Annotated in this window: 12 protein-coding genes and 1 tRNA gene; 6 read left to right on the top strand and 7 right to left on the bottom strand. The window is 63.3% G+C overall.

The features are described from left to right. Nucleotides 1–8: 8 nt before the first annotated feature. Complete coding sequence (locus tag DKW65_RS11805; RefSeq protein ID WP_111657434.1) at nucleotides 9–1,166, top strand: ABC transporter substrate-binding protein; 1,158 nt, start codon at nucleotides 9–11, stop codon at nucleotides 1,164–1,166. 62 nt (nucleotides 1,167–1,228) lie between these two features. Here DKW65_RS11805 and DKW65_RS11800 read toward each other — a convergent pair. Next, a tRNA-Leu gene (locus DKW65_RS11800) sits at nucleotides 1,229–1,315 on the bottom strand. A gap of 112 nt (nucleotides 1,316–1,427) precedes the next feature. Between DKW65_RS11800 and queA the strand changes: the two genes are divergently transcribed. Genes queA through secF form a run of 5 tightly spaced genes read left to right on the top strand, consistent with a single transcriptional unit; the run spans nucleotide 1,428 to nucleotide 6,811 of the window. Next, the gene (queA, locus tag DKW65_RS11795; RefSeq protein ID WP_111657433.1) at nucleotides 1,428–2,471 is read left to right on the top strand and encodes a tRNA preQ1(34) S-adenosylmethionine ribosyltransferase-isomerase QueA; all 1,044 of its coding nucleotides are present in this window, start codon (nucleotides 1,428–1,430) and stop codon (nucleotides 2,469–2,471) included. Beyond that, complete coding sequence (gene tgt / locus DKW65_RS11790; protein WP_111657432.1) at nucleotides 2,468–3,613, top strand: tRNA guanosine(34) transglycosylase Tgt; 1,146 nt, start codon at nucleotides 2,468–2,470, stop codon at nucleotides 3,611–3,613. The genes queA and tgt overlap by 4 nt, the downstream gene beginning before the upstream one ends. Further along, nucleotides 3,613–3,981 (top strand): preprotein translocase subunit YajC, encoded by a 369-nt coding sequence (gene yajC, locus DKW65_RS11785; RefSeq protein ID WP_111657638.1) that lies wholly within the window; start codon nucleotides 3,613–3,615, stop codon nucleotides 3,979–3,981. The genes tgt and yajC overlap by 1 nt, the downstream gene beginning before the upstream one ends. Nucleotides 3,982–3,997: 16 nt before the next feature. Then, nucleotides 3,998–5,878 (top strand): protein translocase subunit SecD, encoded by a 1,881-nt coding sequence (secD, locus tag DKW65_RS11780; protein WP_111657431.1) that lies wholly within the window; start codon nucleotides 3,998–4,000, stop codon nucleotides 5,876–5,878. A 3-nt stretch (nucleotides 5,879–5,881) separates the two neighbouring features. Further along, nucleotides 5,882–6,811 carry a protein translocase subunit SecF gene (gene secF, locus DKW65_RS11775; protein ID WP_111657430.1) on the top strand — a complete coding sequence of 310 codons (930 nt, stop codon included), beginning with the start codon at nucleotides 5,882–5,884 and terminating at the stop codon, nucleotides 6,809–6,811. Nucleotides 6,812–6,829: 18 nt separating this feature from the next. Here the strand turns inward: secF and DKW65_RS11770 are convergent, their stop codons facing one another. The 6 genes from DKW65_RS11770 to DKW65_RS11745 are packed head-to-tail and all read right to left on the bottom strand — an operon-like array spanning nucleotide 6,830 to nucleotide 14,361. Continuing rightward, on the bottom strand, nucleotides 6,830–8,026 hold the full coding sequence (locus tag DKW65_RS11770; RefSeq protein WP_111657429.1) for a pyridoxal phosphate-dependent aminotransferase: 1,197 nt from the start codon (nucleotides 8,024–8,026) through the stop codon (nucleotides 6,830–6,832). Further along, nucleotides 8,023–9,492 carry an amidase gene (locus tag DKW65_RS11765; RefSeq protein WP_111657428.1) on the bottom strand — a complete coding sequence of 490 codons (1,470 nt, stop codon included), beginning with the start codon at nucleotides 9,490–9,492 and terminating at the stop codon, nucleotides 8,023–8,025. Before DKW65_RS11765 ends, DKW65_RS11770 begins: the two co-directional genes overlap by 4 nt. Nucleotides 9,493–9,502: 10 nt before the next feature. Then, nucleotides 9,503–10,462, bottom strand: a complete 960-nt coding sequence (locus tag DKW65_RS11760) for a D-2-hydroxyacid dehydrogenase (RefSeq protein ID WP_111657427.1) — start codon at nucleotides 10,460–10,462, stop codon at nucleotides 9,503–9,505. 4 nt (nucleotides 10,463–10,466) lie between these two features. Continuing rightward, nucleotides 10,467–11,720 (bottom strand): aspartate aminotransferase family protein, encoded by a 1,254-nt coding sequence (locus DKW65_RS11755; protein ID WP_111657426.1) that lies wholly within the window; start codon nucleotides 11,718–11,720, stop codon nucleotides 10,467–10,469. An 11-nt stretch (nucleotides 11,721–11,731) separates the two neighbouring features. Then, on the bottom strand, nucleotides 11,732–12,901 hold the full coding sequence (locus DKW65_RS11750; protein ID WP_111657425.1) for an isocitrate/isopropylmalate dehydrogenase family protein: 1,170 nt from the start codon (nucleotides 12,899–12,901) through the stop codon (nucleotides 11,732–11,734). Continuing rightward, the gene (locus DKW65_RS11745) at nucleotides 12,898–14,361 is read right to left on the bottom strand and encodes an NAD-dependent succinate-semialdehyde dehydrogenase (protein WP_111657424.1); all 1,464 of its coding nucleotides are present in this window, start codon (nucleotides 14,359–14,361) and stop codon (nucleotides 12,898–12,900) included. The genes DKW65_RS11750 and DKW65_RS11745 overlap by 4 nt, the downstream gene beginning before the upstream one ends. Nucleotides 14,362–14,420 lie beyond the last annotated feature (59 nt).

Here is a 14,420-nt window from a genome sequence, read left to right as displayed (position 1 = left end):
GAGAGACGATGAAACGTGTACTGATAGGGCTTCTGGCCCTGACGGCAGCTTCAGCAGTATCGGCACAGCGTGGCGTTACCGACAACGAAATCGTGGTGGGTGGCATGCATGACCTGTCCGGTGTGTTCTCGGCATTTTCCGTGCCGGCAGTGCGTGCCGCCCAGCAGTATTTCGCCGAAGTGAACGCAGAAGGCGGCGTGCATGGCCGACGTATTCGCTACATTGTGGAAGATCACGGTTATCAGGTGCCGCGTGCGGTGCAGGCGTCGAACAAGCTGGTCAACCGTGACCGCGTGTTTGCCATGCTGATGAACATGGGCACTCCGCACAATCTGGCAGCGTTCCGGGTCATGGACCGTCAGGATGTGCCGAACCTGTTCCCGCTGGCGCTGTCTCGCCAGATGCAGGAAGAAGGCGCCTTCAATCGCCGCTTCGTTTATTCCTCCAGCTATTACCACCAGGTGCGTACGGCCCTGGAGTGGATGGCCGAAGAGAAGGGCATCGAGCGCCTGTGCATCATGTATATCCCGTCCGACTTCGGGGAGGAAGTACACCAGGCCAGCAAGGACGTGGCGGAAAATACCAGCATGAGTCTGGTCGCCGCGACCTCGCATCGCCCGGACGAGAGTGATTTCTCGGGCACCCTGTCACGCCTGCGTTCACGCGACTGCGAACTGGTCGTGCTGGCAGTGGCTATTCGCCCGATCATTTCCGTGATGGCCACCGCGCGGGACATGGGCTGGGATGACGTCAAGTTCATGGTCTCCCCGGCAGGCTTCCATTCCGCCGTGGCGGCGGCGCCTGGTGGTGTGACCGAAGGCCTGTACGGCCCGGCGGCGGGTGAGGACATCTACAGCCGCATTGATGAGCCGGCTGTGGCCGAGTGGGTTGAAGCCTATCGCAAGGCACATGGCGAGCGGCCGAATACCGGCGCGGCCCTGGGCCGGACCATCGCTGAGGTCTTTGTGCGCGGTCTCGAGGCGGCCGGGCGTGACCTGACCGTGGATTCGCTGGTGGCTGCGCTGGAAACGCTGGATTACGAAGATCCGATCTCCGGCGCGCGTGTGGTCATGAATGCGGACAACCACGAAGCTATCAGCGGCGTCTATGTGTCGCAGGTGCAGAACGGCGTCTGGAATCTGGTCGAGGTGCTGGAACAGCGCTGAGGCGGGTGAGCCTGCAATAAACAAAAAGGGGCGGCCCGTTGGCCGCCCCTTTTCTTTGTATCTGGTACCAGAGGCCGGACTCGAACCGGCACGGGTTTTACCCCAACGGATTTTGAATCCGTCGTGTCTACCAATTTCACCACTCTGGCACGGGCGGGCAGTATACCAAGACTGGGGCGGCTTGGAAGCCGTAACTGGCAGATGGCGGGGATGATCTGTATCCTTGCGGTCCCGCTGAGTAGCACGTGCCGGTAAAGTACGATGCAAGTTGCTGATTTTGATTTCCACCTGCCGGAGCACCTGATTGCCCGGCGCCCCACCCCGGAACGGCCCGGTTCACGCCTGCTGACCCTCACCCGTGACGGTCTGGCCCACCGCCGTTTCCCCGACCTGCTGACCCTGCTGCGCCCCGGTGATTTGCTGGTGTTCAACGATACCCGGGTGATTCCGGCACGCCTGTTTGGCCACAAGGCCAGCGGCGGGCGCATCGAGGTACTGATCGAGCGACTGCTGGACACGCACGGGGCGTTGGCCCATGTGCGAGCCTCCAAGGCGCCGAAGCCGGGCACCCGTCTGCTGTTTGACGAGGGGGTCAGCGCCACCATGGTGGCGCGCCAGGGCGAGCTGTTCGAGCTGGCCTTCGACGGCGACGAGGACCTGCTCGCGGTGCTGGATCGTATCGGCCATATGCCGCTGCCGCCTTATATCGATCGCCCGGACGACGAGCAGGACCTGACCCGATACCAGACGGTCTACGCGCGCCACCCCGGCGCTGTAGCGGCTCCCACCGCCGGGCTGCATTTCGATGAGGCCCTGCTGGCGGCTCTGGCGGAACAGGGCGTGCAGACAGCGTTCGTGACGCTGCATGTGGGGGCGGGCACCTTCCAGCCGGTCCGGGCGGAAGCGGTGGAAGATCACATCATGCACAGCGAGCGCTATCAGGTACCGGCCAGTCTGGTTGATCAGGTGGCCCGGGTGCGCGCTGCTGGCGGCCGTGTCGTGGCGGTGGGCACCACCTCGCTGCGCGCGCTGGAATCCGCCAGTGCGGGCGGGGCGCTGGCGGCAGGGCAGGGCGAAACCGATATCTTCATCTATCCGGGCTATCGTTTCCGCTGTGTCGATGCGCTGGTCACCAATTTCCACCTGCCGCGCTCCACCCTGCTGATGCTGGTCAGCGCGTTGGCAGGTCGCGAGCGCATTCTGGCGGCCTACGCCGAGGCGGTGGCGCAGGAATACCGATTCTTCAGTTACGGCGATGCCATGTTCATCGAGCGCAGAGGGGAGGACGACGGATGTCGCGCATGACGTTTGATCTGCTGGGCCGCGACGGCGCGGCCCGTCGCGGGCGCATGACCTTCCCCCGGGGCACCGTGGAGACCCCGGCCTTCATGCCGGTGGGCACCTACGGCACGGTCAAGGCGATGTTGCCCCGGGATCTGCTGGAGACCGGCGCCGAGATCTGCCTGGGCAATACCTTCCATCTGATGTTACGGCCCGGCACCGAGATCGTTGAGGCGCACGGTTCCCTGCATGGCTTCATGCAGTGGCCGAAACCGATCCTCACCGACTCCGGCGGTTTCCAGGTGTTCAGCCTGGGAGAGCTGCGCAAGATCACCGAAGAGGGTGTGACCTTCCGCTCGCCGGTCAATGGCGACAAGGTCTTCCTGTCTCCGGAGCGCGCCATGCAGGTGCAGCACAGCCTGGGCAGCGATATCTGCATGATCTTCGACGAGTGCACGCCGTTCCCGGCCACCGAGCAACAGGCGCGCGATTCGATGGAGCTGTCGCTGCGCTGGGCCGCGCGCAGCAAGGCGGCCCATGAGGGCAACGATGCGGCCTGCTTCGGCATTGTCCAGGGCGGCATGTACCCGACGCTGCGGCGCGCTTCACTGGCGGGCCTGACCGATATCGGCTTTGACGGCTACGCCATCGGCGGTCTGTCGGTGGGGGAGCCGCAGGAAGAGATGCTGCGCATTCTGGGCGAGATCACGCCCGACATGCCGGCGCAGCGGCCGCGCTACCTGATGGGCGTGGGGCGCCCCGAAGACATCGTCGAGGCCGTGCGTCGTGGCATCGACATGTTCGACTGCGTGATGCCGACGCGCAATGCCCGCAACGGCCATCTGTTCACCCGTGAAGGCGTGATCCGCATCCGCAATGCCGCCCACCGGCACGACCAGCGCCCGCTGGACGAGCAGTGTGACTGCTATACCTGCCAGCATTTCAGTCGCAGCTATCTGCATCATCTGGATCGTTGCGGCGAAATGCTGGGCGCGCAGTTAGCGACCATTCACAACCTGCGCTACTACCAGCAACTGATGGCTGGATTGCGAGGGGCTATTGAAGCGGGTACATTGTCCGCCTTTGTCGATGACTTCTATCAGGCGCGGGGGCAGCAGACCCCCGCCCTCACCGATTTTCAGAACGGAGTAAACCCATGCACCTGATGACCCTGTTTGCCCGCCTGCCGGCGCGCACCCTGTTGGCTCTGGCCGGTATCCTGATGGCTTCCCCGGCGTTTGCAGAGGGCGGCCCTGGTGGCGGCGGTTTCGAGCTGATCTTCATCATCGTGATGATGGTGGTGTTCTACTTCTTCCTGATTCGTCCGCAGACCAAACGCGCCAAGGAACACCGCGAACTGGTGGGTGGCCTGGCCAAGGGCGATGAAGTCGTCACCAGCGGTGGCATCCTCGGCAAGATCAACAAGGTGACCGAGGACTATGTGGTGATCGAGATCGCCAACAATCTGGAAGTGAAGGTGCAGAAGCACGCCGTCCAGGCCACATTGCCGAAAGGCACCATCAAGTCAGTCTGATCTGCCGGAGAGTCCCATGACCCGCTACCCGCGCTGGAAATTTTTCCTGCTGGTGGCCGTGCTGGCCATTTGTGGCCTGTATGCCCTGCCCAACCTGTACCCGGACGCGCCGGCGATCCAGATCACCAGCTCCCAGGCGGGGGGCGAGGTGAATGAGCGCCAGATGGACCGGCTGTTCCGCGCGCTGGACGAGGCGGGTATCGAATACAGCGCCCCCGAGCGTGTCGGGGACTCCTGGCTGCTGCCGCTGACCGATAGCGAAGCCCAGCAGCGCGCCCGCGAACTGGCCCAGCGTACTCTGGGTCGTGATGTGGTGGTCGCCCAGAACCTGGCACCCACCACGCCGCAATGGTTGCGCCGGATCGGCGCCAGCCCGATGAACCTGGGTCTGGATCTGCGCGGCGGTGTGCACTTCCTGCTGCAGGTGGATATGGAAACCGCCATCGAGCAGCGGCTGGAATCCTGGGCCAATGAACTGCGCCTGCTGATGCGCGATGAAAACATCCGCTACCGTGAAGTCACCTACGACGAGCGCACGCTGACAGCACGCTTCGATAACAGCGGCGATCTGGATGCGGCCAACACGCGCATCCGCAATGAGTTCCGCGAATTCTCCGTCAGCCGTGACTCCGACAACCACACGCTGGTGCTGACCCTGACCTCGGACGCCATCACCGAGATTCAGGATTATGCGGTGGATCAGAACCGTACCGCCCTGAACAATCGGGTCAACGAGCTGGGTGTGGCCGAGCCGGTGGTGCAGCGCCAGGGCGCCGATCGCATCGTGGTGCAGTTGCCGGGCGTTCAGGACGCCAGTCAGGCGCGGCGTATCCTGGGCCGTACCGCGACGCTGGAATTCCGTCTGGTGGCGGATGATGTCGATCCGCGCCGCGCGCAGTCGGGCATTGCTCCGCCGGGTACCGAAATATTCCCGTTCAAGGGCGACGAGCGTAACCCGGTGATCCTGCGTCGGCAGAACATCGTCACCGGGGATCAGGTGACCAACGCGCGTATGGGCTATGACGAAAACGGCATGCCCGAGGTCAATATCACCCTGAATTCGGCCGGGGCTCGCAATATGCAGCGGGTCACCATGCGCAACATCAACAAGCCGATGGCGGTGCTGTTTATCGAAACGCGCACCGATATCGAAACCGTGATCAATGAAGAGGGCGAGCGCGAGCAGGTGGCGACCAGCAGCCGCGAAGCCTACGTGATCAACGTCGCCAATATCCGTGACACCTTGGGCAGCCGCTTCCGGATTACCGGGCTGGACAGCCCGGCGGAGGCCGCCGAACTGGCGCTGCTGCTGCGTGCGGGGGGTCTGGCCGCGCCGATCTATATTGCGGAAGAACGGACGGTGGGCCCCAGCCTGGGCGCAGACAACATTGAAGCCGGTCTGAATTCCATGATGCTGGGCATGGCCCTGGTGCTGCTGTTCATGGTGCTGCGCTACAAGGTGTTTGGCCTGGTGGCCAATGTCGCGCTGGTGGGCAACCTGGTGATCCTGGTCGGTGTCATGTCGCTGATTCCCGGCGCCACCCTGACGTTGCCCGGTATCGCCGGTATCGTGTTGACGGTGGGGATGGCGGTGGACGCCAACGTGCTGATCTTCGAGCGTATCCGTCAGGAAATGAAGTGGAACAACCAGCCGCCGTTACAGGCCATCGAGGCCGGTTACGGGCGTGCCTTCCAGACCATTCTGGATGCCAATATCACTACGCTGATCGTGGCGGTGATCCTGTTCGCCGCCGGTACCGGCTCGGTGCAGGGCTTCGCCGTGACGCTGTTCATCGGTATCGTCAGCTCCATGTTCACGGCGATTGTCGGTACCCGGGCGATCATCGATCTGATTTACGGTGGACGTGCGCGTGCACCCACAGCGTTGAGTATTTGAGCCATGGCTATTGCGATTCCTGATACCAATGTCGATTTTCTGCGCATAGCGAAACCGCTGGGCATCCTGTCGGTCGTGCTGGTCGTGGCGTCGATCTTCCTGCTGGGCACCCGTGGTCTGAATTTCGGCCTGGATTTTACCGGCGGCACCGTGGTGGAAGTGGGGGCGCCGCAGGATATTTCCCTGTCGGAGGTACGTGGTGTGCTGGCGGAAGGGGGCTATGGCGATGCTGTGGTCCAGCACTTCGGCTCAAGCCGCGATGTCATGGTGCGTATCCCCCCCCAGGAGACTGACGAACCGGACCAGGCTGGCCTGGAAGTGTTCGCGCTGGTGAGTGACGCCGTTCCGGATCTGGAACTGCGCCGGGTGGAGTTTGTCGGCCCCCAGGTGGGTGATGAGCTGCGCGACCAGTCCGGCCTCGCCATGCTCATGGCACTGGGGCTGATGCTGCTGTATGTCTGGTTCCGTTTTACCAACAAGTTCGGTGTGGCCACCGTGGCAGCATTGCTGCACGACGTGATCGTGGTGCTGGGGCTCTTCTCCCTGTTCCAGTGGTCGTTCGACCTGACGGTGCTGGCGGCGGTGCTGGCGCTGATCGGTTATTCGCTGAATGACTCCATCGTGGTGGCGGATCATATTCGCGATGACTTCCGGCATTCGCGCATGACCGATCCGGTGGCGATCATCAATCAGGCGCTGAACCGCACCCTGAGCCGGACGGTCGTCACCTCCTTCACCACCTTGCTGGTACTGGTTGCCCTGTACGTGTTTGGCGGCGAGACCATGCGTGGCTTCTCCATGGCGCTGATGGCGGGTGTGGTGATCGGTACCTATTCCTCCATCTATGTGGCCAGCAACGTGCTGATGCTGATGAACGTCAGCAAGGAAGACTTCATGGTGCCCCAGCAGGAGGAACTGGACGAGATGCCCTAGGGCCATCTCGTCCCGGGTCTAGAAATCCTGTTTGGCCATCCACGGGATGATGCGCTCGAAGGCGCGCTCGATATTGTCCAGTGAGGTGGAGTAACTGATGCGCAAGGCGTTGCTGCAACTGTCGCCGAAGGTATTCCCGGCGATGGTGCAGACGCGGGTTTCCTTGAGCATGCGCAGCGCTACATTGTCGCCATCAATCCCCTCGGGCAGTGACGGAAACAGATAGAAGGCGCCCTCCGGCGTGTAGCCGGTCAGATGGGGCGTCTGCGCCACCAGCTCCACCAGCCGGTCCCGGCGTCGCGTATATTCAGCCAGCATGTTATTGACGAAGGTGCGTTCGCCACGCAGTGCCGCCACGCCCGCCCATTGGCATGGTGTGTTGGCGACGGTCGTGGTGAACATGTGATAGCGGCGCAACTTGCGGATAGCGCCCTGGCTGGCCATCAGCCAGCCGATGCGCATGCCGGCCATGCTGAAGGTCTTGGAAAAACTCGACACCACCATGACATGGTCCAGATCGCTGCAGCAGGACAGCACGCTGGGATAATCGCGGCCGTCATACACCAGATGGTCATAGACCTCATCGCTGATCACATAGACACCCCGATAGGCGGCTTCCTTGACGATGGCTTCCACCGTTTCGCGTGGATAGATGGTGCCGGTGGGGTTGCTCGGTGAGTTGAGCACGATGGCATAGGTGTTCATGTCGATGGCGTCGATCACTTCCTGCGGATCGAGCTGGTGATTGTTCTCGGCGCGCGTCGGTATGCTTTTGACAATGCCGCCGTTCATGCGGATCAATGGCGCGTACAGCATGAAGGACGGGTCCGGGACGATAAACTCGCGCCCCGGCGCTGAGGTGGCGGTCAGCGCCAGATAAATGGCCTCGGTGGCGCCGGTGGTCACCAGAATATTTTCCGGTGTGAGGGGGCGCTGGCAACGCTCACCGTAGTATTCCGCCAGTGCCTCCAGCAGCTCTGGCAGGCCGGCGTCCATGGTGTAGCCGGTCTGCCCGGCTTGCAGTGCTTCCACGGCGGCGTCCACGACGTGCTGGGGCGCCGACATGTCCGGTTGACCGATGGACAGGTGAATGACGTCGTCCAGATTGGCGGCCAGATTCACCATGCGGCGAATGCCCGGTACCGGAATGGTCAGCAGTGCCGGATTCCAGATCGGGTCTTCGGATTCATAGAAGTCCAGGTCGAGTTTGCTCATGCGGCACCTTCCTGGTTCGCCGTGCGAGCGGCCGGGCTGGCGTTATCAAACGCGCGGGTGTCATCAAACAATGGCGGCCGTCGCAGCGTATCGGGCCTGGCCTTTTGCCAGGCCTGTCCGGCACGCAGCACCAGCGCATCCTCGAAACGACGGCCGACAATCTGCAGGCCGATGGGCAGGCCGTTGCTGGCCAGTCCGCAAGGCACGGACAGCGCAGGCTGGCCGGTCAGGTTGAAGGGATAGGTAAACGGGGTCCAGGTGGGCCAGCGGGTGCTGGGCCAGTCGCGCGGCACTTCTCGCCCGGTTTCGAAGGCCGTGATTGGCAGGGTCGGGGTCAGCAACAGATCATACTTGGTATGGAATACCGCCATGCGCTCGCTCAGCGCCATGCGTTCATTGACCGCGCCGAGATAATCCAGCATCGACAGCTGCGATGCCTTTTCCGCCACGCTGACCAGATTCGGGTCCATCAGGGCCCGTTTGCGGGCACTGAGATCGCGCATGGCATTGGCCGCGCCCCCGTAGAACAGGTGGCCGAAAGCGGCGAGGGGGTCGCTGAAACTGGGGTCCACTTCCACGACTTCAGCGCCGAGCTCACGAAACACGCTGGCGACCTCATTGAGCGCCTTTTCGATATCCGGATGCACGTCCACGTAACCGAGTGACGGGCTGAAGGCGACGCGCAGGCCGCGTATGCCGTCATCCAGGCCCTGCAGGTAGTCGATGTAGCGGCGCGGCGCGGCCTGGCTGTCGCGTGGATCGGCCTCGCAGAGTACGTTGAGCATCAGGGCGCAGTCTTCCACCGTCCAGGTCATGGGGCCGGCATGGGCCAGGCTGCCGAACGGGCTGGCCGGCCAGTGCGGCACTTCGCTGCAGGTGGGCTTGAGGCCGGTGATACCGCAGAAGGCCGCCGGGATGCGGATCGAGCCGCCGGCGTCGGTGCCCAGCGCCAGCGGGCCCATGCCCAGGGCCACCGCCGCCGCGCTGCCGCCACTGGAGCCGCCAGCGGTCAGGGTCGGGTCCCAGGGATTGTTGGTGGTGCCGCACAGCGGGCTGTCGGTGACGCCCTTCCAGCCGAACTCTGGCGTGGTCGTCTTGCCCAGGGGCACATAACCGTTGCGTTCCAGCGCAGCCACGCATGGCGAGCGTTTGCCCAGCGTGCTGTCCGGGTCGATCACGCGCGAACCTTTGACGGTGGGCCACATGGGCGTCAGGAACACATCCTTGACCGCAACCGGCACGCCGTCGATCAGCCCTTGCGGCGCGCCTTTGCGGTAGCGCGCTTCCGAAGCGCGGGCATACTCCAGCGTGGTATCCGGGTCGACCAGGCACCAGGCATTGGTGTGATGGTCCAGGCGCTGGATCTGCGCCAGCATGGCCTCCGTGACCTGTACCGGAGACAGGGTGCCGTCGCGAAACTGTTGCAGCATTTGCGTGGCGGTCAGGGTCAGCAGTGCCTGGCTCATCGTGCGCCTCCTAGATCGTGTTCCGGGATTTCACTTGATTCAACAGGGCCTCGCCGCGTTGCCAGCGAGCCAGATTGTCGATGAACTGTTCTGCCAGTGCGGCGCGCCAGCCGATGAAATCGCCAGCCATATGCGCCGATATCATGACATTGGGACAGGCCCAGAGAGGGTGCGATTCAGGCAGGGGTTCCTGCTCGAACACATCCAGGGCGGCGCCGGCGAGCAGCCCCTGATCCAGCGCCGCCATCAGGGCGTCGGTGTTCACGATGGGGCCACGCCCGACATTGATCAGTACGGCGCCCTGTTTGCAATGCCGGAACATGGCCTCGTCAAACAGGTTGCGGGTGGCCTCGGTGAGCGGTGCGGTGATGACCACATAATCGGCCTCGGCCAACAGCTCCGGCAGGGCGCTGTTGTCATGCAACTGGCCGAAGACCGCATCCTCGCGTGCGCGGCTGGCAATTCCAGATGTCTGCATGCCCACGCCCTGCAAGAGCCGCGCCACCTCACTGCCGATGCTGCCAGCGCCCACGATCAGCGCTTGAGCATTGCGGATCAACGCCGTGTCACGGTGCTGCCAGCGGCGCGCCCGCTGGTGTCGCAGGTTGCCGAGCGTGTCCTTGGCAAACAGCAACACGGCGCCGAGCACATATTCAGCAATACCGCGATCGAAGAGGCCGCGCGCGTTGGTCACGACAATATCGCTGCGCCGCACCGGCTCGATCATCACCGCATCGACCCCGGCGCTGGTGGCATGAATCCAGCGCAGCGGTGTCTGCGCGGGCCAGCACCGTTCCAGCATGCCGGTGCGGAAATCCGTGACCACCAGAATGTCAGCGCGTGTCAGCGCCTCCGTCAGCCCGGTGTCATCACGCACATGCAGCAGCGTGCACTGGGCGTCGAGCGTTTCCAGCCCTGGCAGCAGCTCTTCATCTTCGGCGGTGAGCACGGCGATCACGGGCGTATTCATAAGCTCAGGCCCCCGCACGGGTCAGGGCGCCTTCAAAGGCACGCACGGCGTCATCAATCTCGGTATTCTGCACGGTCAGGGGCGGTAGCCAGCGCACCACCTGGCCGTGGGTGCCGCAACGCAACAGCAACAGACCTTCGTCCTCCGCCGCACTGACCAGTTTGCCCGCCAGTTCGCCATCGGGCTGTCGCTCGCGGTTAGTGATTTCCATACCCAGCATCAGGCCCATGCCACGGATCTCGTCAATGCAGCTATGCCGTTGTTGCAGATCATGCAGTTGCTTGAGCATATGGGCACCGCGCTGCCGGGCGTTATCGACAAGGCTTTCCTCTTCGATGACATCCAGTGTGGCCAGTGCTGCGGCACAGGACACCGCGTTGGCGCCATAGGTGCCTCCCTGGGAGCCCGGCAGCCCTTTGCCCATCAGTGCCGTGCTGGCGGCCATCCCGGACAGCGGAAAACCGCTGGCCAGCCCCTTGGCGGTCAGCAGGATGTCCGGGACGATATCGAAGTGGCTGTGGCTCCAGAACGCCCCGGTGCGTCCGTAACCCGCCTGGATTTCATCGGCAATCAGCAGAATGCCATGGCGATCACAACGCTCGCGCAGCCCCTGCATGAAGGCCACGGTGGCGGGGTAGTAGCCGTATTCACCCTGCACGGGCTCGATGATCATCGCGGCCGTGTCGGCCGGGGTGGATTGGGTCAGAAACAGATGATCGAGTTCGCGCAGGCAGAACGCCACGGTCTCCTCTTCACTCCAGCCATAACGGTAGGTGTGGGGAAACGGGCTGAAGCAGACACCCGCCATCAACGGATGAAAGCCGGTGCGTACTTTCGTGGTCGAGGTGGTCAGGGCTGCTGCGGCGTTGGTGCGACCGTGGAAGCCGCCGGTAAAGGCAATGATATTGGTGCGCCCGGTGGCATGCCGCGCCAGGCGAATACCGGCTTCGACGGCTTCGCTGCCGGAATTGAACAGCGCAATCGCATCCAGCGATGTCGGCAACTTTTCATACAGCCGATCGGTGAGGGTATGCATACCGTCGTGACTGATGGTGGTGTACTGGCCGTGGATCAGCTTGCCCGCTTGCTCCCGCACGGCCTCCACCACGGTCGGATGGCAATGGCCGGTGCCGGTCACGCCGATACCGGAGGTGAAATCCAGCCAGCTGTTGCCGGCCTCGTCGTACAGATAGCAACCCTTGCCGTGATCGGCCTGGATGCGGCTGGACGGTTTCAGAAGCGGTGACAGGTGACTCATGCTGACCTCCGTCATGTCGTGAGCAATCGGTTCAGGTTGGCGGCAATGGCATCGGTGCCGCGTGGATGGTCGGCGTTGTCGGCCAGGTCCTGGCACAAGGCGTCGCGCAGGCGCGTGGCGGCCGTTCTGGCACTCGGGTCGTCCTCGCCCAGCCAGTCGAGCAGCATGGCAGCGCTGAACAGCATCGCGCGCGGGTCGGCCAGCCCCTCTCCGGCGATGTCTGGCGCACTGCCGTGGGTGGGTTCGAACAGCGGCGGGGTGTGGCGATCATCCGGATTGATATTGGCCGACGGCGCCACACCCAGACCGCCGCACAACACCGCCGCCAGATCGGTAAGAATGTCACCATGCAGGTTGCTCGCCACGACCACGTCGAAGCGCCATGGGCATTGCACGAATTTCATGCAGGCCGCATCCACCAGTTCATGATGCGTGCCGATGTCCGGGTAGTCGCCGGCCACCTGTTCGAACACGTCGGTATAGAGCTCGCCCCAGTAACGCTGCGCATTGCGTTTGGTAATCAGGCAGACCTGTGCCTCGGCGGTGTCACCGGCGGCATTCTGATACTGCCGCGTTGCCTCGGCGTGGCGCCGGGCAGTGCGTCGCTGCTGTGCCCGTTCGAAGGCATGGCGGATCAACCGCTCGGTGCCCCGGCGAGTAAAGACTTCCAGTTGTGTCGCCACTTCTTCTGGCTGCCCCCGGTGCAGACGGCCACCCTGATTGACGTATTCGCCTTCACTGTTTTCGCGAATCACGAGCATATCGATATCGCGTGCGCGTTCATCGGCCAGATAGCGCGGCGCGCCCGGGAACCAGCGTGCCGGGCGCTCGCAGGCCCACAAATCAAAGCCCTTGCGCAGTGTCAGCAGTGGCGCCAGCGAGATGCCATCTGGCAGCCGGTAACGCTGCCGGTCGCGGCTGGGGCCGGGATCGCCCAGGGCGCCCAGCAGCAGGGCGTCGAAATCGCGCAGTTGGCTGAGTGCATCGTCAGGCATCATCTGGCCGTGCTGCTGATGCCAGGCGGTTGCCGGCCAGGGCAACCAGTGCCAGTCGATGCGCGGCGCCCCGGTGTGCTCGCACAGCGCTTCCAGTACACGCAGGCTGGCACGGCTGACTTCAACACCGATGCCGTCGCCGGGCAGCACGGCCACGCGCCAGGTTTTCGTGCGCTGGCCGTTCACTCACCCACACCCATGCACAGGTACTTCACTTCCATGAACTCATCCAGCCCATACTTCGAGCCTTCGCGGCCGAGGCCAGATGCCTTGACGCCACCAAACGGTGCGGCAGCGTTGGAGATCATGCCTTCATTGACGCCCACCATGCCTGCTTCCAGTGCTTCGGCCACGCGCCAGCAGCGGCTGATATTTTCACTGTAGAAATACGCGGCCAGCCCGTAGGGCGTATTGTTGGCCTCGCGTATGGCTTCGTCTTCGCTATCAAAGCGCATGATGGCGGCGAGCGGGCCGAAGGTTTCTTCCTGGCACAGTTGCATGTCCGGCGTGACGCCGGTGATCAGCGTCGGCGTCACAAAGCTGCCGCCATCGGGATGGCGTTTGCCACCGAGCTGGCAGCGCGCGCCTTTGGCCAGCGCATCATCAATATGGGCATGCACCTTGTCTGCCGCAGCAGGATTGATCAGCGCAGATTGATTGACGCCATCTGCCAGGCCGTCGCCCACCTTGAGTTTGCTGATGGCCGCAGACAGTTTTTCAACAAAGGCGTCATGCACACTGTCCTGTACCAGGAAGCGATTCACGCAGACACAGGTTTGTCCGGTGTTGCGGAACTTCGAGCCCATGGCACCGGCCACGGCGGCATCCAGGTTGGCATCGTCGAAAACAATGAACGGTGCATTGCCGCCCAGCTCCAGTGATATTTTCTGTATGTGCTTCGCGGCGTTGGCCATCAATCCGCTGCCAACCTCGGTAGAGCCAGTGAAGCTGATCTTGCGTACAACGGGGTTGCCGGTCAGGGTGTTGGCGATGTCACTGGCGCTGCCGGTGATCACATTCAGTACCCCGTCAGGCATGCCGGCGCGCTGTGCCAGTTCGGCCAGTGCCAAGGCGGAGTAGGGCGTGGCACTCGCCGGTTTGACCACCATGGTGCAGCCAGCAGCCAGGGCGGCGCCCGCCTTGCGAGTAATCATCGACGACGGAAAATTCCATGGCGTGATGGCTGCGGTGACGCCCACCGGCTGCTTGATGACGACGATGCGCTGGTTCGCTTTGGGGGCGGGAATCGTATCGCCGTAAGCGCGTCGCGCTTCTTCGGCGAACCAGAGCAGAAATGATGCTGCGTAGACAATTTCACCTTTGGCTTCTGCCAGCGGTTTTCCCTGCTCCAGCGTCATCAGCAGGCCGAGGTCATCCTGATGTTCGAGCATCAGCTCGTACCAGCGATACAGCACCGCCGCACGTTCTGCTGCGGTGCGCGCACGCCACGCAGGCAGGGCCTGATCCGCCGCCGCGATGGCTTTCTCGGTTTCTGCTGCACCCATTCGGGGCACGGTGCCCAGTGGCGTGCCATAAGCAGGGTTGTCCACCGCCACGGTGGCACCGTTGTCGGCGTCGCACCAGCGGCCGCCAATGTGACACTGCTGGCGAAACAGATGGCGATCCTTCAGCGCGTCGAGGCTCATGATGCAGAACTCCTGTAATGGCTCTCCCTTGAACCTAGCAGAGAAAAACAGCCGTGCAC

The organism is Isoalcanivorax indicus, assembly GCF_003259185.1.
Lineage (GTDB): Bacteria > Pseudomonadota > Gammaproteobacteria > Pseudomonadales > Alcanivoracaceae > Isoalcanivorax > Isoalcanivorax indicus.
This window is presented reverse-complemented; position numbering and strand designations above follow the sequence as displayed.